This is a genomic window from Streptomyces sp. Tu6071, assembly GCF_000213055.1.
GTDB classification, from domain to species: domain Bacteria; phylum Actinomycetota; class Actinomycetes; order Streptomycetales; family Streptomycetaceae; genus Streptomyces; species Streptomyces evansiae.
Window position 1 is genome coordinate 3,928,506 of the sequence record NZ_CM001165.1, and the last position, 21,312, is coordinate 3,949,817.

Sequence of the window (21,312 nt, forward strand, 5' to 3'; positions counted from 1 at the left end):
GGGACCGGGCCGCCGCCGTGCGGGCAGGCGGAAGCCGGTCCCTCGCGCGGCGCGGGGGACGGGGGCGACGGGTGTGGCGGGAAATGAACTACCGAGAAGTAGTGCACTCCCTGAAGTCCCATGTCAATAAGGTCCGACCAAAGTGTTGTCGACCACTCATTGCCCTCGCTGGGCCCCACCCCCTGCCTTCACGGGTTCTACGGCGGTATGGTCGGACCGTAAATCGTCCATACTGCCCACGTACGGCACCGCCCGCGTACGGGAAGGTCCTCATGCGCATCGGACTCTTCGCCACCTGCCTCGGCGACACGATGTTCCCCGACGCCGTCTCCGCGACGGCCGTGCTGCTCACGCGGCTCGGCCACGAGGTCGTCTTCCCTCCCGGGCAGACGTGCTGCGGGCAGATGCACGTCAACACCGGCTACCAGCGCGAACCCGTCCCCCTTGTGCGCAACTTCGCCGAGCAGTTCGGCGATCCCTCGCTCGACGCCGTCGTGATGCCCTCGGGCTCCTGTGCCGGCTCCGTGCGCCACCAGCACGAGATCGTCGCCGAGCGCTACGGCGACGCCGCGCTCCGGCAGGGCGTCGCGACCGTCAAGGCGAAGACGTACGAGCTGTCCGAACTCCTCGTCGACGTGCTCGGCGTGACCGGGGTCGGCGCCTGGTTCCCCTACCGCGTCACGTACCACCCCACCTGCCACTCGCTGCGGATGCTGCGCGTCGGCGAGAAGCCGCTGCGGCTCCTGCGCGCCGTCGAGGACCTGGACCTCGTCGAACTGCCCGAGGCCGACGCCTGCTGCGGCTTCGGCGGCACCTTCGCGGTCAAGAACGCCGACACCTCCTCGGCGATGCTCCAGGACAAGGTCGGCAACGTCACGGCGACGGGCGCGGACGTCTGCACTGCGGGCGACTCCTCCTGTCTCCTGCACATCGGCGGCGGCCTCTCCCGCGTCCGGGCCGGTACGCGCACCCTCCACCTCGCGCAGATCCTCGCCTCGACCCGCACGACCCCGTACGTCCTGCCGGGCGTCCCGCCCACCGCGCGCGCGACCCCGACGAGCCCGCGCGCGAGCACGACCCCCGCCGCGACCACCCCGGAGGTGACCCGATGAGCACGACGTTCCTCGGCCTGCCCAGCGCCCCGCCCCGCGCCCCCTACGGCGCGGGCAACCTGCGCGGCGACCAGAAGTTCCCGAAGGCCGCCCACACCGAGCTCCAGAACACTCAGCTCCGCGGCAACCTCCACAAGGCCACCCACACGATCCGTGCCAAGCGCCTCGCCGTCACCGCCGAACTCCCCGACTGGGAGCACCTGCGCGACGCGGGCTCCGCGATCAAGTCGGACACTCTCAACCGCCTCCCCGAACTCCTCGAAGAACTGGAGGAACGGGTCACCGCGCGCGGCGGCACCGTCCACTGGGCGCGCGACGCCGTCGAGGCGAACGCGATCGTCACCCGCCTCGTGCGCGCCAAGGGCAGCGAGGAGGTGATCAAGGTCAAGTCGATGGCCACGCAGGAGATCGGGCTCAACGAGCACCTGGAGGCGGAGGGCATCACGGCCCACGAGACCGACCTCGCCGAGCTGATCGTCCAGCTCGCCCACGACAAGCCCTCGCACATCCTCGTCCCTGCGATCCACCGCAACCGCGAGGAGATCCGCGAGATCTTCCTCAAGGAGATCCCCGGCGTCGACCCGGAGCTGACCTCCGTCCCCGCCGAACTCGCCGCCGCCGCGCGCGCCTACCTGCGCGAGAAGTTCATGACGACGAAGGTCGCCGTCTCCGGCGCCAACTTCGGCATCGCCGAGACCGGCACCCTCGCCGTCGTCGAGTCCGAGGGCAACGGCCGCATGTGCCTGACGCTGCCCGAGACGCTCATCACCGTCATGGGCATCGAGAAGGTCCTGCCCCGCCACCAGGACCTGGAGGTCTTCTTCCAGCTCCTGCCGCGCTCCTCGACCGGCGAGCGCATGAACCCGTACACCTCGCTGTGGACCGGCGTCACCGAGGGCGACGGGCCGCAGGAGTTCCACCTCGTACTCCTCGACAACGGCCGCACCGCCGCGCTCGCCGACAAGATCGGCCGTGAAGCGCTGCACTGCATCCGCTGCTCGGCCTGCCTCAACGTCTGCCCCGTCTACGAGCGCGCGGGCGGCCACGCCTACGGCTCGACCTACCCGGGCCCGATCGGCGCGGTGCTCACCCCGCAACTCGCGGGCATGGACGCGGCCAAGGACGACCCCAACGCCTCGCTGCCGTACGCGTCGAGCCTGTGCGGGGCGTGCTTCGACGCCTGCCCCGTGAAGATCGACATCCCCTCGCTGCTCGTCGAACTGCGCCACCAGAAGACCGAACAGGCGGGCACGACGGCGGAATCGCTCGCGATGAAGGCGGCGGCGGCCGTCATGGCACGCCCGGGGCTCTACACCGGCGCGCAGCGCGCCGCCGGGCTCGGCCGCGTCCTCGCGGGGCGAGACGCGAAGATCAAGCACCTCCCCGCGCCCTTCAACGGCTGGAGCGACAGCCGCGACACCCCCGCCCCGCCCCGGCGCAGCTTCCGCCGCTGGCTCGACTCGGCGGACGGCCGCGAGGCGCTGCGCGCGGCGAAGGCGGAGGGCGAGGCGTCCCGTACGGAGGCAGACGCCTCGCACACGGAGGCCGATACGTCCCGTGCGGAGGCCGACGCGTCGCGGACGCAGGGGAACCCGTCCGAGGCGCGGGCCGACGCGCCCCGCACGCAGCCGGACGCACCCCGTACGCAGGCCGACGTGCCCCCTACGCAGGCCGAGCCCCCCGCCGCCACCGAGACCCACGACGACCAGGACAAGGGCGAGAAGGCATGAGCGAGACCACCACTCCTCGCGGCGGCAGCGCCCGCGAGACCGTCCTCTCCCGCGTCCGGGACGCCCTCGCGCTCGCGCCGAAGGACCCGGTGACCGTCCCCCGCGCCTACCGCACGGGCCGTACGCTCCCGGACGCCGAGCGGCTCGCCCTCCTGACCGACCGGCTCCTCGACTACAAGGCATACGTGCACCCCTGCACCGCCGCCGATACCGCCGGGACCATCGCCGAGGTGTTGCGTACGCGCGGCGCGCGCCTCGTCGGCGTCCCCGCCGGGCTCGACCGCGCCTGGCTCGCGGACTTCGCGGGGGAGGTACGCACCGACAGCCCCGACGTGCCCGCGCCCGCGCTCGGCGGTCTGGACGGCGTCGTGACCGCGTCGGCCGTGACCTGCGCCGAGACCGGCACGATCTTCCTCGACGGCGGCGCCGACCAGGGCCGCCGCGCCCTGAGCCTCGTCCCCGACCTGCACGTGTGCGTCGTGGACCTCTCCACCGTCACCGTCGGGGTCCCCGAGGCGATCGCGCGCCTCGTCCCCGGCCGTCCCACCACGCTCATCAGCGGCCCCTCCGCGACCTCGGACATCGAACTCGAACGCGTCGAGGGCGTGCACGGACCGCGCACGCTCGACGTCGTCATTCGCACAGACGTCTGAGATCGGTCCGGAGTGCCGGAAAGGGGCGAATCCGTTGTGGATTAGTCCCTTTCGTGTGAGCGCGCGGGCGGACGGTTGACGTAAGGGCGGGGCGCGGTGGGCGCGGGCTGGCTGCGTACCCGTACCGCATCACCTTCCCGCCCCGAATCGCCCTAGTTCGTCCCGATCTTCGCCAGCAGGTCCACGATCCTCGTCTGCACTTCCTCGCTCGTCGAGCGTTCCGCGAGGAAGAGGACGGTCTCGCCGGTCGCGAGCCCGGAGAGTTCCCCCGGGCCCATGCCCGCCGCCGTGTAGACGACGAGCGGCGTGTGGTTGAGCTGGCCGTTCGCGCGCAGCCAGTCGATGATCCCGGCGCGGCGCCTGCGGACCTGCATGAGGTCGAGGACGACGAGGTTCGGCGGCACCTGACTCGCGGCGGCGACCGCCTGCGCGTCGTCGGCGGCGCGCGTCACCTGCATCGCGCGCCGTTCGAGCGCGGCCGTCAGCGCGCCCGCGAGTGCGTCGCGCTCCTCGACGAGGAGGACGCGCGGCGGGTGCTGCTCGCTGTCGCGCGGCGCGAGCGCCTTCAGGAGCACGGCCGGATCGGCGCCGTACGCCGCCTCGCGGGCCGCCGCCCCGAGCCCCGCCGTCACGAGGACGGGCACCTCGGCGGCGACGGCCGCCTGACGCAGCGACTGGAGCGCGGTGCGCGTGATCGGCCCGGTGAGCGGGTCGACGAAGAGCGCGGCGGGGAAGGCGGCGATCTGCGCGTCCACCTCGTCGCGCGAGGAGACGACGACAGGGCGGTAGCCCCGGTCGCTCAGCGCGGCCTGCGTCGACGCGTCGGGCGCGGGCCACACGAGCAGCCGCCGCGGGTTGTCGAGCGGCTCGGGCGGCAGCTCGTCGTCCTGCGGACGTGGCGCGGGCCGGTTCGCGACCTCGACGGCCCCGTTCGGCCCGTCGAGCGGCTCGGGCCCCTCGGCCCCGGCGTCCGGCGCCCCGATCGCGTACGAGCGCCCGTGCTCCTGCCCGGCGAGCCGCTGCTGCGCCGCGGCGGCGGGCGCCTCCGCGGCGCGCGCGGACTGCGGCGGTACGGGCTGCGGGGGCGCTGCCTGCGCCGGTGCGGCCTGGGCCGGTCCGCCCTGCCCCGGTCCGCCCTGCGTCGGGACCGTCCGCGGCGGGACGGGGGGCTGCGGGGGTGCCGCGAGCGGGGGGTGCGGCGCGGGGTCGGCCGAGGCGGGGTGCGGGCGCGCCCCGGTGGTCTCATGGTCGCCGCTGTGGGGTGGCGCGGGCCGCGAGGCACCCGCCGTGCCCGTACCGGCCGCAGTAGCTCCGCCCGCTCCCGCGGTCGCCTCGCGGTCCTGCGGCGTCGCGAGCTTGCGGCGCCTGCCGGACCCGCCCGAGCCGGTGCCATGCGCGGGCGTGCCCGCCGCCGTGCCCGGCGCGGGCTGGCCCTGGCGGCGCGCGATCCGGGCCTGCCGCAACTGCTGCGCCGCCTGCGCGGGCAACTGCCCGGCGGCCGGGTGCGGTCCGCCGATGCCCTCGTCGAAGGGCACCCCGGCACCGAGCGTGCGCACGCTGAACGCCCGCCCGCTCCGCGTCGTCGCACCCTGATGGGCCTCCTCGTGCCCCGGCGCCGGTTCCTCGGCGGGCAGCGGCTGGGAAAGCGTCTCGGGCGACTCGACGGGAGGCACGCCGGGCGCCTCGACGGCCTCCTGACCCGCCTGACCCGCCATCGGGTCGGCGGGCGCGGGACTGCCGGGCTGCTGCCCGGCCCCCGCCGTGTTCGCCGGGGCCCCCGGCACGGCGGGCCCGCCGTGCGGCTGCGCCCCGGCCGGGACGACCGGCTGAGCGACAGGCTGCGCCACCGGCTGAGCGGCAGGTGGTGCCACGGGCTGCGGCGGCGCGGCGAGCGGTGGCTGGATCACGCCGCGCGGGCTCCCGGGAACGGCGGGCGACGGCGCCTCGGACACGACCTCGGCCGCGTTCCCGGCGTTCGCCGGATGCGGCGGGAGGGCCGGAAGGGCGGGTACGGGCGCGGGCATCGCGCCCTCCGTGTCACCCGCCGCCGGCGGCAGCGCGAACGGCACCCGTGGCCCCGCCTCCGCCGCCGCGGCGGCCTCCTCGGCGGCCCGTGCCGCCGCCCGCCGCGCCCTGCGCCCCTGCGGAGCCTGCGCGTCCCCGGCGTTCTCGGCGGGTACGGGGGGCGCGGCCTCGACCGCGAGCGGCTGCGCGCTCCCCGCCTCGGGCCCGGCCGCGAGCGGCAGCGCGGGAGCGAGTGCCGACTGCGCGGCCCCGACCCGTACCGGCATCCCGCCCGGCGGCACGCTGACAGGGCCGAGCGAGGCCGACGCCGCGGCGGTCCCGGCGGCGTGCTCGGCCGCGGTCACGACGGCGCCGTGCGGCAACGTGTGCCCCGTACGGCCGACATGCCCGCCGGGACCGGCGACCGCGAGAGCCGCGCCGGGCGCGCCCGACGGCCCCGCGGGCAGTGCGAACGGCGACCCGCCGCCGGGTCCCGCGGCAGCCCCGGACCGTGCCCCGCCGGGCGCCGGGAGCGCGACCGCCCCCATGGCCCCGCCGGCCGTGTCCTCGGACTCCGGGCCGCCCCCGCCCTCCGACGACGGCCGCCGCCGCCGACCGGTCGGCCGCGCCTTCGCCGCCTCGACGTCGCTCTCCAGGAAGGCGTCCACGGAGGAGCGCCGCGCCCGCCGCCGCCCGTGCCCGCTCGTCGTGGAGTCGGGGTCGCCCGTGCCGTCGACGGTGCCCGCACCGGGCCCGCCCCCGTCCGCGCCCGCGTCGGTCTGCGGCGCCACCGGGGCCGCCACCGCCCCGGCGCCCTCGCCGAGCGGCACGTCGAGCACGTACGTCGCACCGCCCATGCCGGGAACGACGTGCGACTGGAGGACGCCGCCGTGCGCGCGCACGATGCCCGTGACGATCGGCCCGTGCACCGGGTCGCCGCCCGGGTAGGGGCCGCGCACCTCGATCCGTACCGCGTCACCGCGCTGCGCGGCGGCCACCACGATCGTGGAGTCCACCCAGCCCGTGTTGACGAGGCCCTGGCGCGCGTTGCCCGTCGCGTCGATGCCCGCGACGTCGGCGACGAGGTGCGCGAGCGCCGTCGCGAGCCGCTCGGGGTCGACCTGCGCCTCGATCGGCGGCGCGTGCACCGCGAACTGCGCGCGTCCGGGCCCGATCAGCTCGACAGCCCCGTCGACACCCGCCTGGACGACGGCGTCGAGCATGACGTTGCGGCGGTGCAGCGTGTCCGTACCGACGTCGAGCCGCTGATAACTGAGCACGTTGTCGACCAGCGTGGTCATACGCGAATAACCGGCGGTCAGATGGTGAAGAATCTGGTTCGCTTCCGGCCACAACTGACCGGCCGGGTCGGCCGCCAGCGTCCCCAGCTCGCGCCGCAGTTCGTCGAGCGGCCCGCGCAGCGAGGTCTCCAGCACGGCGAGCAACTGCTCGTGCCGCGCCGCGAGCGCCTCGAAGCGGTCCTTCTCGCGCTCGGCGAGCGCCGCGTACCGGTCCTGCGCCTGCGCGACGGCCTCCTCGTGCCGCGCCTCCAGCTCCGCGATCCGCGCCTCGTAGCCCTCGGTCAGCCCGGCGACCTCGGCCGCGTGCGTCTCGCGCAGTCCTGCGACCTCGCTCGCGTGGCTCTCGCGCAGCTCCCCGCTCTCCGCCGCGTGCCGCTCGACCAGCTCCTCGTAGGCGCGCCGGTCGGTGAAGGTCATGACGGCGCCGACGAGTTGATCACCGTCGCGCACGGGTGCCGTCGTGAGGTCGACGGGTACCTTCTCGCCCTTCTTGTTCCACAGCACCTGTCCGCGCACCCGGTGCTTGCGCCCCGAGCGGAGCGTGTCGGCGAGCGGCGACTCGGCGTACGGGAAGGGGGTGCCGTCGGCGCGCGAGTGCAGGACGAGCGGGTGCAGTTCGCGACCGCCGAGGTCGCTCGCGCGGTGCCCGAGGATCTGCGCCGCCGCCGGGTTGACGAGGACGACGTGCCCCTCGGTGTCCGTACCGACGACGCCCTCGGCCGCCGCGCGCAGGATCATCTCCGTCTGTCGCTGCGAGCGGGCGAGTTCGGCCTCGGTATCGACAGTTCCGGTCAGATCGCGGATCACGATCATCAGCAACTCGTCACCGGAGTAACGCGAAGCGTCCTCGTACGGACCCGAGTACGAGCCGGGGGACTGCGCCGCCGGGTTGATGCTCGCGCTCGTGACCTCGACGGGGAACTCGCCGCCGTCCGTGCGCCGCGCGATCATCCGCAGCGGCTTCGTCCGGCCGCGCTCGTCCTTCGCGTCGGGGCGGCGCATCGAGCCGGGGATGAGCCGGGAGTCGAACTCCGGGAGGAGATCGAGCAGTCCGCGTCCGACGAGCGCCGTACCCGGGGACTCCAGGGCCTGGAGCGCGATGGTGTTCGCGTTGACGACCGTGCCGTTCGTGTTGACGAGCACGAGGGCGTCGGGGAGGGAGTCGAGTATGGCTGCGAGGCGAGCAGTGCCCCGGGATGGCCTGCTGCTCACGACGAACGTTCCTCCCTGCCGTTCCACGGGGACCGCGCCTGCGGCTCCCCGCCCTGCCCTCCCGGACCGTCCCGCCGGCGGCCCGCCTGGGCCATCGTGCCGCGCGGTCCGCGACGTGTCACGCCTGGGAGTCTACGGGCAGCCGCGCTCGCTCGTACGGGGGAGCCGCGAGCGGTCGCACGAGGAAGTCGTGAGCATCCCGCGCGCAAGCGGCGACGGACCGTGCGCGGGAGCTTCGCGAGGTGGGGCGCGGCGCGGGCGCGGGGCGCGGATCGCGCGCGGGGTGCCGGGGGAGCCTGGCGGGGTGGGGTGCCGGGGGAGTGGGACGGCGCGCGGGGTGCCGGGGGAGCGGGACGGCGTGGGCTCGCGCCTGTCGCCTGTCGCCTGTCGCCTGCCGCGCGCCGGGCGTTCGGCTCTACGCGGCGCCCGTCCCCGCCCCGTCCTGCGCGGGCAGCAGCGGTACGAGCCGGTCCCAGCGCGCGATCTCGCACCCGTTGGCCCGCGTGAACGTGGTGTCGACGGGCCGCCCCGCCCACTCCCCCCTGACGTGCGCGGTCCGCGGCCCGCCGTACTGCATCGTGCAGATGGCGTCAGGCGCCACGGGCGCGAAGGTGTCGCGCCCCCATACCGTCACCTCGTCGAGCCGCGCGCAGGCCGCCTCGGCGTCGGGGTGGCCGCCCCCGGCGGGGTGGCAGCGCAGCTCGTACCGCGTGACGGACCCGCCGTCCTCCTTCACCTCCACGAGCAGCCGGTCGCCCCCGACCGGCCCCGGCACGGAGACGGCGGCGGCGGGCCCGGCCCCGGCACCGAGGCCGAGGAGGCAGCCGGCGAGGAGCAGGGCGGTACGGGGAGCACGCGGACGGAAAACGGACATGAACCCTCGCTCGGAGCGGGCGCGCGGCACGGGGGCCCCGTTCCGCATCAGGGTGCACAACGGGAGGGGGAGGGGGGAGGACACGCGGGGGGTGGTGGGGGGAGGGGATGCGGGGGTCGTTGGGCGACGGGGCGGGGGGTGTGTGGTGGACGGGGTGGGGGTGCGTGGGGACGGCGAGGGAGCCGTCGCGCGGGGGGTCGCCCAGGGAAAGTGGTCGAGGGGTGGAAGGGGCGCGCGACGGCGGGCGGGGGATTGCGGGGAGGGCGCGCAACGCCGTACGGGCAGCGGCGGAGCGCTTGCGTGCGCCCCCGGGAACGGGCGCCGAAAGCTCTTTGCCCCACCCGTTGCCGCCTAGTACCGTGGGTGCCGATTGGTGGCAGCCCGCACGGCTGTGTCATCATCTCCACGCACCCGCAGGCGCTTGCTCGCAGGCAGGTGTGGCTTTTGGAGGCGTCGCCTAGTCCGGTCTATGGCGCCGCACTGCTAATGCGGTTTGGGGCTTACCCCCCATCGAGGGTTCAAATCCCTCCGCCTCCGCAGCACCCGCAGGGCCCCGCTCGTCCCCAGGACGTCGGGGCCCTGCGGCGTTCCCGGGCCCGGGAACGGAGGCGGACGACCGGGGGGACGGGGAACGCGGGACCGGGGGCGCGGGGAACGCGGGACCAGGGGGCGCCGGGGAACGCGAATCGCGGCTCTGCGGCGGGCCCTGAAATCGGCCGTCCGCCCAGCTCAGGCCGGGCGCGCGATACGGATTTCGCGTCCGGGCGACCTTCATGTAATGTTGTTCTCGCAAGGCAGCCGGGGGACAAAAACCCAGGCACTGAGCACAAGCACTCGTAGCTTAACGGATAGAGCATCTGACTACGGATCAGAAGGTTGCAGGTTCGAATCCTGCCGAGTGCACACAGGTCAAAGCCCCTCCCGGTTCATCCGGGAGGGGCTTTGTCGTGCCGTACAGCAACGAAGTACAGCAACCGCTCAGCCGTTACCGCCCATCGCGTCGGACAGCTTGCCGAGTGCAGCCCGCACGTCTTCGTCACTTGCCTCGGCGTAGACCTCCATCGTCATGGCGATCTGCGAGTGCCGAAGGATGCGCTGAGCGATCTTCGGGTGCACGCCGAGAACAACCAGCAGCGCCGCGACCGTGTGCCGCGTGTTTCGCAGCGGGATGACCCGGACGCCGGCGCGAAGGGCCCGCAGGGCGAACATGCGGGTGAGGTTGCCCGGCTCGATCGGGGTGCCGTATTTCGTGGTGAAGACGAGGCCGACTGTGTCCTGCCAGAGATCACCTGCGGCCTTCCGGTCTCCGAGCTGCTGAGCCCGACGCATCCTGAGCGCTTTCAGGCACAGCGCGGGCAGCGGCATGAAGTCGTCCGACTCCTCCGTCTTGGTCTGGCGGTGCAGGATCTGACGTTGGGCCCGCTGGATCTGGTGATCCACATAGATTTCACCCGCCTCGAAATCAACCGACTTCCAGGTCAGGCCCAGCACTTCCCCCCGGCGCAGGCCGAGGCAGAGCACGAGCACCCAGGCCGCGAACAGGTGATCTCCCCGAGTGGCACAGTCGGCCAAGAAGCGGCCCGCCTCGGTCACGGACCAAGGCTTGATCCTCTTGCGCCGGGGCTTGGGAACCTTGACCAGGGAGGCCACGTTCTTGTTGATCTCCTCCTCGGTCACCGCGTGGGTGAGGGCCGCTCGAAGGGCATCGCGGGCCGCCTGCACAACCCGCTTCGACGGATGAGCCTCGCAGCAATCCCCCACGGCGCAGCATCGCTGAGCTGAGGGTTGACGCTTCGCATCCTTGCCCTGCGCGCAGCACTGGCAACTGCTGGCAAGCTTGTTGATCCACTCGCGAACGTCCCGGACCGTGAGCCTGTCGAGCCGCCTCTGCCCGAGGTACGGGTTGATGTATAGCCGCACCGAGCCCTCGTACGACACGTACGTCAACGGCGCCAGATTCGGCTTGACGATCTCGTCCAGCCAGTACGCGAGGAAGGCGGAGAGCGTACGGTGCCTCGTGGCCACGGGGCCTTTCTTCGCCTCCGCGTGCAGTTTGATCCACTTGTCGTGGACCTCTTCGCGGGTCTTGCCGTAGACGTACTTGCGGGCGCGTTTGCCGTCCGGTTTGGTGACCCAGACGTAGGCGGCGTGGCCGTTTCTGTACGGGTAGATGGAGCCTTCACCGTTGCCGCGCTTGCCGCTCATGCGGACCACTCCTCGGCGGCCTCAGCGCAGCGGCTGACGTACTCGTCCACCCAGGCCGGGAGGATGCGGCGGTTGCGCCCGACCTTCACTGAGCGGATCTCTCCGGTGAGCACGAGCGTCTTGGTCTTGGACAGGCCGAAGCCGAGCATCTCGGCAACCTCGGCGGTGGTGTGCCACTTGCGCTGGATCACGACAGCGGTCATGCCATGTCCCCTTCCTCGTGGGCGAGTTGGGCGAGTTCTTCGCGGGCGGTTTCGCGGTTGGTGTGGATCTCGTGGGCGATGCGGGCGGCGAGCCAGGATTCGCCGGGGGTGTGGCCGTGGCCGGCGTAGGCCCAGTGGGCGAGGGTGAGGGTGGTGGCTTCGGCGTCGTCGGGGTCGGGCAGGCCGAGGGCTTCGCGTTGTTGGGCGGCGCGGTAGTCGGCGCGGGTCTGGCGCAGGGCGCCGAGGGTGGTGGAGTAGCGGCGAGACTTGGTGGAGAAGTGGCCCCGGAAGCCGAGCATGTGAGCCCAGTCGCGGAGCTTGAAGTCCGGGTAGAGCGGGTGCAGGTCGAGGCAGGCGGCGATGAGGCGGGCGGGGTGGTCGGGTACGCCGAGGAGGTCGAGGGCGTCCTTGCTGCCGATGCGGCGATCCACCGTGCCGGTCGTCTCGGCGGCTTTGGTGGCGTACTTCGCGACGTAGGAGGCGACGGCCTGTTCGGTGAGGTCTTCGCCGGCGCCGAAGGCGACGATGGGGCGCACGTCGAGCTGTGTGCCCCATCGCAGGGTGCGGGCGGGTTGGTCACCGGCGGCGGGGACGTCGACGGCGGCGCGGGTGGCGGCGGCCCGGAAGGCGTCTTCGAGGAGGTCGAGGGTGGCCCATGGCGGGGGCGGGGTGTCGGGGCCTTCGGGGCCGTCGAGGCGTACGACGGCGTGGAAGTGGATGGCGCCGCGTTTCTGGTACTCGGCGACCTTCCCGTACGAGAAGCGGAGTTGTGATTTGAGGTCGGCTTGGGTGAGGCCGGCGCGCTTGGCGAGTTCGCGGGGCAGGTAGATCGTGAGGTAGCGCCAGAGCTGTCCGGCGTGGTTGTTCCACAGGACGGCGCCCGCGTAGTCGTAGGTGTCCGGGTCGAGCGGGGTGCCGAGTTCGGGGGCGTCGTCGGGGTGGGTGGTGCCGCAGCGGCAGCGGCCGGTGCGGGGGCGGTTGTGGACGGGGCCGAAGCTGGGGGCGGTGAGGGTGATGAAGGCGCGGGGGTGGTCGCGCACGGTGTGCGGGGTGCCCTTGTCAGGGTCGCCGGTGAGTCCGGCGCGGATCAGGTGGTAGGTGTCGGCGCTGTAAGTGCGGGCGCACGAGGGGCAGCGCGAGGCGCGGCGGTTGCCGCAGGCGACGCGGAGCACGGCGCCGGGCTCGTGGTCGGTGGTGTAGGCGTGGAGGACCTGGCGGGTGGCGGCGTCGAGGGTCTTGGTGCCGCCGGTGAGGCGGATCGGGTCGGCGCAGCCGCCGGTGCGGCGCGTCTGGTCCTGCCAGCGGTCGAAGCCGGGGGCCCCGGCCACCCTGCACACGTCGGTGAGGATGGCCGGGGTCAGGCCCGCCGCTGTGAGGGCGGGGTGGGTCATGCCAGGGCCTCCTGGCGGGCGGTGTGGAAGGCGTGGCCGATCCACTCGGTGTAGGCCGGAGGAATGGCTTCGGTCAGTTCCTCGCGCACGTCGGTCCAGGTGATGCCCATAGCCCTCTGCATCTCGGCCACGCTCGCCTTGCCGCCGCCGTTGCCGTACGGGGCGACGTAGGGGCCGGTGCGGTAGACGCCGTGGCGGTGGCCGCGCACATAGCCCCGGTGCGGACGGTGGGCGGGCCGGGCGGTGGCCCAGCGGCCCAACTCGAAGTTGCGGTGCCGCAGGACGCCCAGACCGAACATCTCCCCGCACAGCGACACGTCCTTGCGGATCGCGGCGCGGCCGTTGGGCTGCTCGATCACGTACGGCACACCGGAGCGCTCCAACAGGGCCCGGACGGCGGGCACGAGGTCGGTGTGGGTGCCGCCCCAGCCCCGTGAGGCGTTGGTGCCCACGGTCAGCCCGCAGCCGGCCTGGCAGGGCGGGGAGGTGTGCACGAGGGCGTACCGCTCGATCTCGCCCGAGCCGATCAGTGCCGCGAGGTGGGACAGGGCGTCGGCGCGGTGGATCGGGAAGGGGTAGCGGGGGCGGTCCACGAGGTCCACGCCGATCACGTCGAATCCGGCGCGGGCGTAGCCGGTGGCGGCACCGCCGGCGCAGCAGAACAGGTCCAGGAGGAGAGGCCGGTTCACTTGCCCGCCCCCTCGTCCTTCGGGGTGTGGGCGTCGATCCACTCCTCGGCGCAGACCTTGTGGACGGGCTTGCCCCGGTCGGAGCGCAGCGGGGTCGGCTTCGTGCAGATCACGCACGGCTTGTCGCCGTTGTGGTCGTAGTGCTCGGGCGAGCGCCAGTCAAGGAAGGCCATGCCGGTCACCGCCCGGCCGTGACGGGGGCGGGGGCGGTGCGGGTCGTGATGCCGGTGCCGTGGCAGGCGGGGCAGACGGCGGGGAGGGTGTGCCGCTGGCCGGTGGGGGTGGTCCGGCCGGTGGTGATGTGGGCGACCGCGAAACCGTCGCAGGCGCCGCAGATGGGCGTGACGGGGTAGGGCTGGGGCATCATGGGGGCGTGCCTTTCTGATTCTTCGGATCGGGTGGGTACGCCCCGGAGCGGCGGAAGTTTGGCGACCGAGGCCGCTCCGGGGGTTGGTCAGTTGTGGGTGTTGCGCCTGCCGCGACGGCCCCTGCCCTTGTCCGCGTACATGGCGGCGTCGGCGAGGGTGAGCGCGGCGGACAGGTCCGGGACCGGCAGGTCGTAGCGGTGGCAGAAGCCCGCCGAGGCTCCGACCGGGAGCCGGGTGCCGTGGTGGGTGACGGGCTGGTTGAGGGCCCAGCCCAGGGCGCGGGGGCCGGGGGTGCGGGCGAGGTCGGGGACGGCGGCGGCGAACTCGTCCCCGCCGAGGCGGGCAGCGATCCCGTGGGGTCCGGCCCAGAGGGCAAGGCGCTGAGCGGTCGCGGTGAGCACCGCGTCACCGGCGTCGTGCCCGTACGTGTCGTTGACCGCCTTGAAGTCGTCCAGGTCCACCAGGAGCACGACGGCGTTCGGGGACTTGGCGAGGAGCCGGGACGCGCGGGCGGTGAAGGCGGCGCGGGTGGGCAGATCGGTGAGCGGGTCGCGGCGGGCGGTCGCGAGACGCCGGGTGAGGAACCCGGAGTGGGCGGACCAGCCGACGACCGGGACGACGGCCGCGAGGGCGGTGGCGTCCACCGGGCTCACCGGGCCTTGCGCAGGTCGTTGAGGAGCAGGCGCAGGACGACGGCGACCACGGCGACGGACACGCCGGTGATGGCGACCGCGAGGAGCATGGACACCAGCACGGTCCCGACGACGAGGACGACGGCCGTCCCGCCGGCGGCGACCGTGATGACGGCGGTCGGGGTGAGCTGGACCGTGGGCCGAGAGACCGGCACGGGCGCCGGGGCCTGCATGGGGATCGGGACGGTGCCGTCCACGGGGGCGGTCGGGGTGGTCGGCGGGGTGTCGTGGGGCGGGTACTTCGGCGTGAACACGGTGGTGGTTCCTTCCGGTCAGGGCTTGCAGTGGTGGGTGCGGGCGGCGAGTTCGGCGGCGGAGCGGTCGCGGTAGTCGGCGGAGAAGCCGCAGCCGGGGGCGGTGCAGGCGGCGGTGTGGCGGGCGGTGCCGTGGCGGTCGTAGTAGGTGCCGACCTGCACGGGTCCGATCCGGATCGTGCGGCGGTAGCGGTTGGGCAGAGGCACGGCGTTTCCCTTCGGTCAGGTGGGCTGGAGTTCGGCGGTGACGGCGTTGGCGAGGGCTTCGGGCAGGCCGAGGCGGGCCCGGAGCGTGGCGGCGGGGATCGGTTCGCCGAAGGCGGCGCGGTGGGCGTCAGCGACCTTGCGCGCGTGATCGAGCAGCGCGGGCGGAACACCGGGGGCGGACGGCTTCGGGGCCGGTGGTTCAGGCTTCGGGGCGGGTGGCGGCTCGACAGTCGGTGCGGGTGCGGGGTCGGCGGCAGGGAGTGCGGCCGGGGCCGGTTCCTCCTCGCGGTCGATCTCGACCTCAGCCGAAGCCGGGACCGGGGCCGGGGGCGCCGGATCGGGGTCGGGTGCGGGGTTCGGGGTGGTGTGGTGGATGAGGAGGCTGCCGCCGAGGAAGGCCAGCGCGGGCCAGCCGGCGACGAGGATGCGCAGCCAGGCGGGAACATGCACGAGGTCAAGGAGACCGGCGGTGGCGACGTTGGCACCGAGGGAGGCGGTCAGGGCGATCCCGAACCACGTCCAGGCCGTACGGTCCCCGCGTGAGGTCCGCAGGCGGCGCCACGCGGCGACCAGGAGCAGGTCCACCGAGATCGGGTAGGCCCACGCCTTCCACCCGTCCTGCCCCGCCGCGTCCGCCACGTCGTGGATGTGAGCGAAGGACAGAGCACCGGCGATGACCGCTTGCACGAGCACCGCGTCAACTCGCATACGAGACACGGTGGTTCACTCCTTCTCGGGAGTGGTCGGGGTGGCTTCGCCGCTGCCGAAGCAGGTGAGGCACATGCCGTCCTGCTTGCCGACCACGCGGCGCTTGCGACCGACCCGGACGGCGACCGCGACCACTCCGGAGCCCTGGCACGTCTCGCATGCGGCGGGTGCCGGCGGCGTCTTCTTCCTGGTCATGGCGGTCACTCCGTCACCGGGCGGGGCCGCACGACCGGGGCCGGAACCGTGTCCGGGGTCGCGGGGGCGGGCGGGCGGAACGGGGCGAGCGCGGGCAGGCTGTCGGGGACGAGGTGGGCGAACTCCCGGCAGACGGCGACCACTTCGGCCTGTGTCGTCTGCGTGGTGCGGATGCGGGACCAGCCCCCGGAGGAGTCGGCGGCGACCGCGAGGCCGGGCCGGTCCGGCGGGATCGACGTGGCGACCGGTACGGCGTCCGGGGCAACGTCCCCCAGTCCCATCTCGGCGGTCTGCTTGTCGTTGACGCGGTGCACGACCCGCCCGGTGAGCTGCGCGCGGAGCATCGTGGCGCCCTTGCCCAGCTCGGAGCCGAAGCGCTGCCCGCACACCTCCAGGTAGATCCCGACCGCACGGGCCATCTGCGCCAGCCGGATCAATGACGTGACCAGCCGCTCCCGCCGTTCCTCGTCCTTGCGCGAGGCGGTGAGGAAGAGTTCCGCCACCTCGTCCACGAGGACCACCAGCGGCACCGGCCGCAACTTCGCGGGCAGCTCCCACATGTCCGAGGCGCCGTGCGAGGCGATCAGGTCGAACCGCGCCTCCATCTCCGCCACGAGCACCGACAGGAGCCGGTCCGCGTCGTCCGGGGTGGTCGCCAGGGCGGACAGGCGCGGGGCGTACGCGGACTGCTCGACGCCGTGCTTGCAGTCGATCCCGACCACGGCGACCGACAGCGGCGCGAGGCCCTTGACCAGGTTGCGCTGGTACATCGACTTGCCCGACTGGTTCGCCCCCAGCGTCAGCGAGTGCGGCACCTGCCGGAAGTCCCGTACGAACGCCGTACCGTCCTCCCGCAGCGCCACCGGGACGACCAGGCCCTTGCCCTTGGGCGAGCGGCGCGGCATCCGTACCCGACGCAGTACGTCGTAGCCGGTCATCCGCAATTCCACGAACCCCGGCTTCGTCGGGACCACCGTCACCGAGTGGACACCCCAGGCGTGCCGAAGGCGTTCCGAGGCAGCGGCCACGTCGGCAGGCTCCAGACCGGCCGGGAGCCGCAACGACACCCGCAAACCCGTGGACGTACCGCGCAAGCGACGCACCTTCGGCGGAACCGGCTGCACCTCACGGTGAGCGACGTTGCGGACCATGAAAGCCCGCAACCGCGACGGCTGAACCGTCAGGTCACACACGTCCATCACAGACGAGTACGTGAACGTGAACCGGGCCGAGGCGAGCGGGAGGCCCACCGTGGACCAGTACAGGCGAGGCGCACGGTACTTCGCGACTCCGAGCCCGCCGGCGGCCGACAAGGCCCCCGAGGCTTCGAGCCACAGCGACAGATCCGGCATGACTCACGCACCCGCCAGGCTGGTCACCGCGACCGCGCGGAACGAGATCCCGTGCCGCTTCTGGCCGTTGAACTCGTTCTCCCAGTCCCGCGCCTTGAGCCCCGTCACCGACACCGGCGAACCCGGCGCGAGGTCCGACGAGACACCCGTCTCCGGCACGGTCACCTGGTAGAGGTTCCCCTCCCCGTCGTCCGAGATCAGCAGCCCCACCGTGGAGAGCCCGGCACCGGTCTCCCGGTCCACCGCCCGCTCCCCGGTCTGCTTGTTCACGAGCTTCGGCACCGGCGCGGTCGCCACGAACACAATCGCGGTCGAAAGGTCGATCTTGAAGACGGCCATAGCTCATCCCTTGTTCGAGGAGGCTGCCGTTCGCAACCTCTCTAGACATCTCTAGTGAAAAGCAGATCTCTAGAGACGTCAAGAGGGATGTATAGAGACGTTCGATTGGTCGAAGATCGGCAAGGCGCGCGAGATGCGGTGACGGACCTTTGCCCTAGGCTGTCTAGAGAAGAGAGGAGGGCTACCCATGGCCAGCACCGACGGCGACCGTCGGCCGAAGTACCAGCGGATCGCGGACACGTTGCGGGAAGCGATTCAGGCAGGCGAGTACGTCCCAGGTGATCGGCTTCCTGGTGAGAACGACCTCATGAACGCGCACAGCGTGGCGCGCATGACTGCCCGGCAGGCGCTCGGGGTGTTGCAGAGCGAGGGCATCGCGGAATCCCGCAAGGGCGCCGGCGTCTTCGTCCGCGCGTTCCGTCCCCTGCGGCGCCGGGGCATCCAGCGGCTTTCACAGCAGCAGTGGGGTTCGGGCCGCTCGATCTGGTCGGCGGACACGGAGAACCGCGACCTCGTGGTCGATCAGGTACAGGTGACCGAGGAGGCCGCACCCGAGCGCATCGGGGTGGTACTCGACCTGGAGGAGGAGGGGACGGTGTGCGTCCGCCGCCGCCGGTTCGTCCTCGACGGCAAGCCGGTCCTCCTGGCCACGAGCTACCTGCCGATGAGCATCGTCGCGGGGTCCGCGATCACCGAGGAGAACACCGGGCCCGGGGGCACGTACGCGAGGCTGGCCGACCTCGGTTTCAAGCCCGTGCACTTCCGCGAAGAGATCCGCTCCCGTATGCCCTCGAAGGACGAGGCCCGGCAACTCGGCATCACCGCCGGCACGCCCGTCATCCTCATCTGCCGCACGGCGTTCGCCGACGAGGGCCGCCCCGTCGAGATCAACGAAATGACGCTCGACGCCGCCTCGTACATCCTGGAGTACGACTTCGACGCCTGAGTCTCACCGAGGCGACAGCCACGTTTCCTCGCGCCGGGCGACCTCGTACACGCGGGTCATCAAGTCCCGGTCCAAGGACGGGGTGAGCCCGGAGAGAAGCCGCCCGATCTCCGGCGCTTCGACCACCAGGACCGGCGGGTTCGCGTTCTTGACGGTGACCTTGGCAGCGTCTATGACGGCGATCACGGGGCGTACGGGTATGGCGATGCCGCAGCGCCGCGACAGGAGGTCGGAGACGCGCCGTGCTTCAGCGAGACTGGCCGCTATGTGCGGGGTCGAGCGGCCGTTGACGGTGATGGCACGATCTCCGTACCAGACCTTCTTGTCCTTGTGGCGCTTGGAGTTGATGGAGAAGACCCCGGCTGGGCCGATGGCCAGGTGATCTACGTCCGTGCCGGTCGGCCACTGGAGCGCGTGGAGCACGTACCAGCCGTGGCGGCGAAGACGGTTCAGACGCTTGCCGGTGAACTGTTCGCCTGCCAGCCCGCTCGACCAACTCCAGAGGTCCGACTTCGGCCGTCGTCGGTCGATAGCCCGTTTCAGAGGGTTGGGCTCCAACTCGATCAGCTTGCGCCGAACCGCATCCCCAGCGCGCCGCGCCGACAGATCACCGGTATCCCGCACCGTTCCTCCCCCGTTGCCTCGATAACCCCATCAGCGCATCATCCGTACGAGGCCCGTGCCTAGGAAGCGAACCAGCCAGCCGCTGTTACAGGTTTCTCTACTTCATCAAGGCACCCGGCTGCGCTCCGCTCCGCCGGGCGCGCTCCCGGCTCCACCGGGGCGCCGCTCCTGCCTCCGGCCCGCTCCGCCCCGCTCCGCCGACGCGCGCCCCTGCAAGCGGGTGCGCGACGAGGACCCGATGGGTTGCGACCCGCACGGGAGCTCCGGTCAAAGACGTGCCTCCGGCGGGGGCGCTCATGCGTCCGGGGAGCAGGGGGCGCGGCAGGCGTCCGCCGGCATCGTCGGGGTGAGCGTGGGGAGCTTCCATCCCGCCCACCTTCGGCCCAGCCAGAGGCGAGCAGCCACGGCCCAGGGCGTCAAGGTCGTTCGTACAGTGGCGCGCTCCACCTTGACGCCCTGGACCGCGCCCGCTCCACGGTGTGTGGGCCGAAGGCGGACGGGATGGAAGCAAGGGTGGGTGGTGGGTAGGGGTAGTGGGCCAGCGCACGCACCAGAAGCGCACCAGACGGGACGGGAAACCCCGGATAACCACGGTCACTCGGACGCACCTGACAGGCAGCCTCCATAGGGCAAAGGGCCTGCTCAGCCGGTTCTTTCAGTCATTGACGACGGTGATTCCCAAGCTCAGGGCTTTACGAGTCTGGCTCGCATGTCAGTGCTGGCTACTACGGTCATGGAAATCGTCAGGCCAGATCTGTTGCGGAGGGTTCACGTGGGTGGGCAGTTGCGTGTTGGTCAGGTCTATCGGTACGCGTCTGGCAAGGATCCGAAGCCGGCCACGCTTGAGGGGTACCCGAACTTCCACCATGTGACTCACTCGCCGGACCGCGCCCGGGCCCTGCTGGAAGCTGGAATCAACGGCATGGCCAAGGTGCGGACAGCGGCTAGCGACCGCCGACCGGCGATTTTCATCCGGTCGAGTCCCTGGAAGGCTGGCTCGGAGCAGACGCCCTGGCACGACGTGTTCGACATGGACAACGGACACGTTCGCTACTTCGGGGACCACAAGGCCACGACCACCGTGACGCCTGGCAGGACCACGGGCAATGCGGCCCTGCTCGATGCCTTCACCGGACACCAGGGGCACACGCCTGAGGAGCGAGCAGCCGCGGTCCCGCTGTTGTTGTTCCGCGCGGTATCGCGCAGCGGAAAGGTCAAGGGTCACGTCGAGTTCTGCGGACTGGGCGTGATCGAGCGGGCGGAGCGTCTGGTGCAGTGGGGAGGTAGCGACCACGCGACGTTCACGAACTACGTCTACGACATTGCCCTCATCGACCTCACTGCTGAGGATGACACGGTTGCCTGGGCTTGGATCGACTCTCGCAGGGACAAGAGCCTGGCCGACGCGCAGACGCTCGAACTCGCCCCGCGGGCTTGGCGGGAGTGGGTCAAGCACGGGCACTCGGCCCTTCCCAGGCTCCGCCGGCGGGTCGCCCGGGCCAAGGTGACCAAGGTGCCCGAGCAGCGGGCCAAGCCGGGGACCGTTGAGGCCAAGGACCTTGAGCTGATCTACAAGCACTTCGACGGGCGTAAGCACGACTTCGAGGCAGTGGCCTCAGCGGTAGCAGCACGAGTGCTGCGTGGCGCCGGGAACAGCTACGTCGAAGGCTGGCTGACGCGTCGATCCGGGGATGGAGGCGCCGACTTCGTAGGCCGGCTCGACATCGGCAGCGGACTGGCCGGCACCAGCCTTGTCGTCCTCGGCCAGGCCAAGTGCGTCAAGCTCGACAACCTCGTCACCGCGGAACAGATCGCCCGCGTCGTGGCCCGACTCCGCCGCGGCTGGATCGGCGTGTACGTCACGACCGGGGCCTACTCCGTGCCGGCACAGACAGAGATGGTCGAAGACCAGTACCCGATCGTCTTGATCAACGGATTGGAACTGGCCAGGGAGCTCAGGAGCATGGCCCGGGACGATCACGGGGGAGATCTGGAAGCCTGCCTCGATCACATCCTCACCCAGAGGGAGATCGCGATCACGAACCGGCGCCCAGAAGAGATCTTGCTTGAGTAGCGCGCCCCCAGTCAGGTACTTACTGCGAGGGGCCAAAACGGGCCAACACTGTACGCCACAATTACTTGGCGTTAGCCTCACCAAAGGCCAAGTGCTCATGAGTAACGCAATTATGCGTTGCAGAGACGCAAGCATTTCTTGCATCTATTGTCACGCTCGGTGTTCGCGTGAGAGACGGG

At 72.2% G+C, this 21,312-nt stretch carries 21 protein-coding genes and 2 tRNA genes; 7 read left to right on the forward strand and 16 right to left on the reverse strand.

All coding sequences use genetic code 11. The features are described 5' to 3' along the window. The first annotated feature begins 272 nt into the window (after positions 1–272). From STTU_RS16220 to STTU_RS16230, 3 genes are read left to right on the forward strand one after another with little or no spacing between them, the layout of a single operon-like run. Positions 273–1,112 (forward strand): (Fe-S)-binding protein, encoded by an 840-nt coding sequence (locus STTU_RS16220; protein ID WP_009067250.1) that lies wholly within the window; start codon positions 273–275, stop codon positions 1,110–1,112. Next, positions 1,109–2,842 carry a LutB/LldF family L-lactate oxidation iron-sulfur protein gene (locus STTU_RS16225; protein WP_043255386.1) on the forward strand — a complete coding sequence of 578 codons (1,734 nt, stop codon included), beginning with the start codon at positions 1,109–1,111 and terminating at the stop codon, positions 2,840–2,842. The genes STTU_RS16220 and STTU_RS16225 overlap by 4 nt, the downstream gene beginning before the upstream one ends. After that, positions 2,839–3,495 (forward strand): LutC/YkgG family protein, encoded by a 657-nt coding sequence (locus STTU_RS16230; protein WP_043255388.1) that lies wholly within the window; start codon positions 2,839–2,841, stop codon positions 3,493–3,495. The genes STTU_RS16225 and STTU_RS16230 overlap by 4 nt, the downstream gene beginning before the upstream one ends. Positions 3,496–3,647: 152 nt before the next feature. On the opposite strand, the gene STTU_RS16235 is transcribed toward STTU_RS16230, so the two are convergent. Then, positions 3,648–8,012 carry a PAS domain-containing sensor histidine kinase gene (locus STTU_RS16235; protein WP_063894610.1) on the reverse strand — a complete coding sequence of 1,455 codons (4,365 nt, stop codon included), beginning with the start codon at positions 8,010–8,012 and terminating at the stop codon, positions 3,648–3,650. A 415-nt stretch (positions 8,013–8,427) separates the two neighbouring features. Further along, positions 8,428–8,886 (reverse strand): SSI family serine proteinase inhibitor, encoded by a 459-nt coding sequence (locus STTU_RS16240; RefSeq protein ID WP_043255390.1) that lies wholly within the window; start codon positions 8,884–8,886, stop codon positions 8,428–8,430. Positions 8,887–9,332: 446 nt separating this feature from the next. Between STTU_RS16240 and STTU_RS16245 the strand changes: the two genes are divergently transcribed. Further along, positions 9,333–9,423, forward strand: a tRNA-Ser gene (locus tag STTU_RS16245). A 293-nt stretch (positions 9,424–9,716) separates the two neighbouring features. Then, positions 9,717–9,789 (forward strand) — tRNA-Arg (locus tag STTU_RS16250). 75 nt (positions 9,790–9,864) lie between these two features. Here STTU_RS16250 and STTU_RS16255 read toward each other — a convergent pair. The 13 genes from STTU_RS16255 to STTU_RS16310 form a co-directional block, all read right to left on the reverse strand. Then, positions 9,865–11,091, reverse strand: a complete 1,227-nt coding sequence (locus STTU_RS16255; RefSeq protein WP_043255392.1) for a site-specific integrase — start codon at positions 11,089–11,091, stop codon at positions 9,865–9,867. After that, positions 11,088–11,294 (reverse strand): excisionase family DNA-binding protein, encoded by a 207-nt coding sequence (locus STTU_RS16260; RefSeq protein WP_043255395.1) that lies wholly within the window; start codon positions 11,292–11,294, stop codon positions 11,088–11,090. The genes STTU_RS16255 and STTU_RS16260 overlap by 4 nt, the downstream gene beginning before the upstream one ends. Then, on the reverse strand, positions 11,291–12,685 hold the full coding sequence (gene repSA, locus STTU_RS16265; protein ID WP_043255397.1) for a replication initiator protein RepSA: 1,395 nt from the start codon (positions 12,683–12,685) through the stop codon (positions 11,291–11,293). Before repSA ends, STTU_RS16260 begins: the two co-directional genes overlap by 4 nt. After that, on the reverse strand, positions 12,682–13,374 hold the full coding sequence (locus STTU_RS16270) for a DNA cytosine methyltransferase (RefSeq protein ID WP_043255399.1): 693 nt from the start codon (positions 13,372–13,374) through the stop codon (positions 12,682–12,684). Before STTU_RS16270 ends, repSA begins: the two co-directional genes overlap by 4 nt. Further along, entirely contained in the window at positions 13,371–13,547 is a 177-nt protein-coding gene (locus STTU_RS34950) for a hypothetical protein (RefSeq protein WP_007824759.1), read from the reverse strand. Before STTU_RS34950 ends, STTU_RS16270 begins: the two co-directional genes overlap by 4 nt. Before the next feature lie 5 nt (positions 13,548–13,552). Further along, positions 13,553–13,741 (reverse strand): hypothetical protein, encoded by a 189-nt coding sequence (locus tag STTU_RS16275; protein WP_007824762.1) that lies wholly within the window; start codon positions 13,739–13,741, stop codon positions 13,553–13,555. 87 nt (positions 13,742–13,828) lie between these two features. Further along, the gene (locus tag STTU_RS16280) at positions 13,829–14,386 is read right to left on the reverse strand and encodes a GGDEF domain-containing protein (RefSeq protein WP_007824764.1); all 558 of its coding nucleotides are present in this window, start codon (positions 14,384–14,386) and stop codon (positions 13,829–13,831) included. A gap of 5 nt (positions 14,387–14,391) precedes the next feature. After that, complete coding sequence (locus STTU_RS16285) at positions 14,392–14,688, reverse strand: hypothetical protein (protein ID WP_007824766.1); 297 nt, start codon at positions 14,686–14,688, stop codon at positions 14,392–14,394. Positions 14,689–14,706: 18 nt separating this feature from the next. Continuing rightward, entirely contained in the window at positions 14,707–14,895 is a 189-nt protein-coding gene (locus STTU_RS16290) for a mobile element transfer protein (protein ID WP_007824768.1), read from the reverse strand. Between the two features lie 15 nt (positions 14,896–14,910). Beyond that, positions 14,911–15,612 carry a DUF2637 domain-containing protein gene (locus STTU_RS16295; protein WP_043255401.1) on the reverse strand — a complete coding sequence of 234 codons (702 nt, stop codon included), beginning with the start codon at positions 15,610–15,612 and terminating at the stop codon, positions 14,911–14,913. Positions 15,613–15,618: 6 nt separating this feature from the next. Beyond that, positions 15,619–15,798, reverse strand: a complete 180-nt coding sequence (locus tag STTU_RS16300) for a hypothetical protein (RefSeq protein WP_007824772.1) — start codon at positions 15,796–15,798, stop codon at positions 15,619–15,621. A gap of 5 nt (positions 15,799–15,803) precedes the next feature. Then, positions 15,804–17,150 carry an FtsK/SpoIIIE domain-containing protein gene (locus STTU_RS16305; RefSeq protein ID WP_007824774.1) on the reverse strand — a complete coding sequence of 449 codons (1,347 nt, stop codon included), beginning with the start codon at positions 17,148–17,150 and terminating at the stop codon, positions 15,804–15,806. A 3-nt stretch (positions 17,151–17,153) separates the two neighbouring features. Beyond that, complete coding sequence (locus STTU_RS16310) at positions 17,154–17,489, reverse strand: hypothetical protein (RefSeq protein WP_007824776.1); 336 nt, start codon at positions 17,487–17,489, stop codon at positions 17,154–17,156. 187 nt (positions 17,490–17,676) lie between these two features. Between STTU_RS16310 and STTU_RS16315 the strand changes: the two genes are divergently transcribed. Beyond that, complete coding sequence (locus STTU_RS16315) at positions 17,677–18,435, forward strand: GntR family transcriptional regulator (RefSeq protein ID WP_007824777.1); 759 nt, start codon at positions 17,677–17,679, stop codon at positions 18,433–18,435. A 3-nt stretch (positions 18,436–18,438) separates the two neighbouring features. On the opposite strand, the gene STTU_RS16320 is transcribed toward STTU_RS16315, so the two are convergent. Next, positions 18,439–19,059 carry a nuclease-related domain-containing protein gene (locus tag STTU_RS16320; RefSeq protein WP_007824779.1) on the reverse strand — a complete coding sequence of 207 codons (621 nt, stop codon included), beginning with the start codon at positions 19,057–19,059 and terminating at the stop codon, positions 18,439–18,441. Between the two features lie 709 nt (positions 19,060–19,768). Between STTU_RS16320 and STTU_RS16325 the strand changes: the two genes are divergently transcribed. Further along, a complete protein-coding gene (locus STTU_RS16325; protein WP_234019245.1) occupies positions 19,769–21,133 on the forward strand; it encodes a restriction endonuclease in 1,365 nt (454 codons plus the stop codon). Positions 21,134–21,312 lie beyond the last annotated feature (179 nt).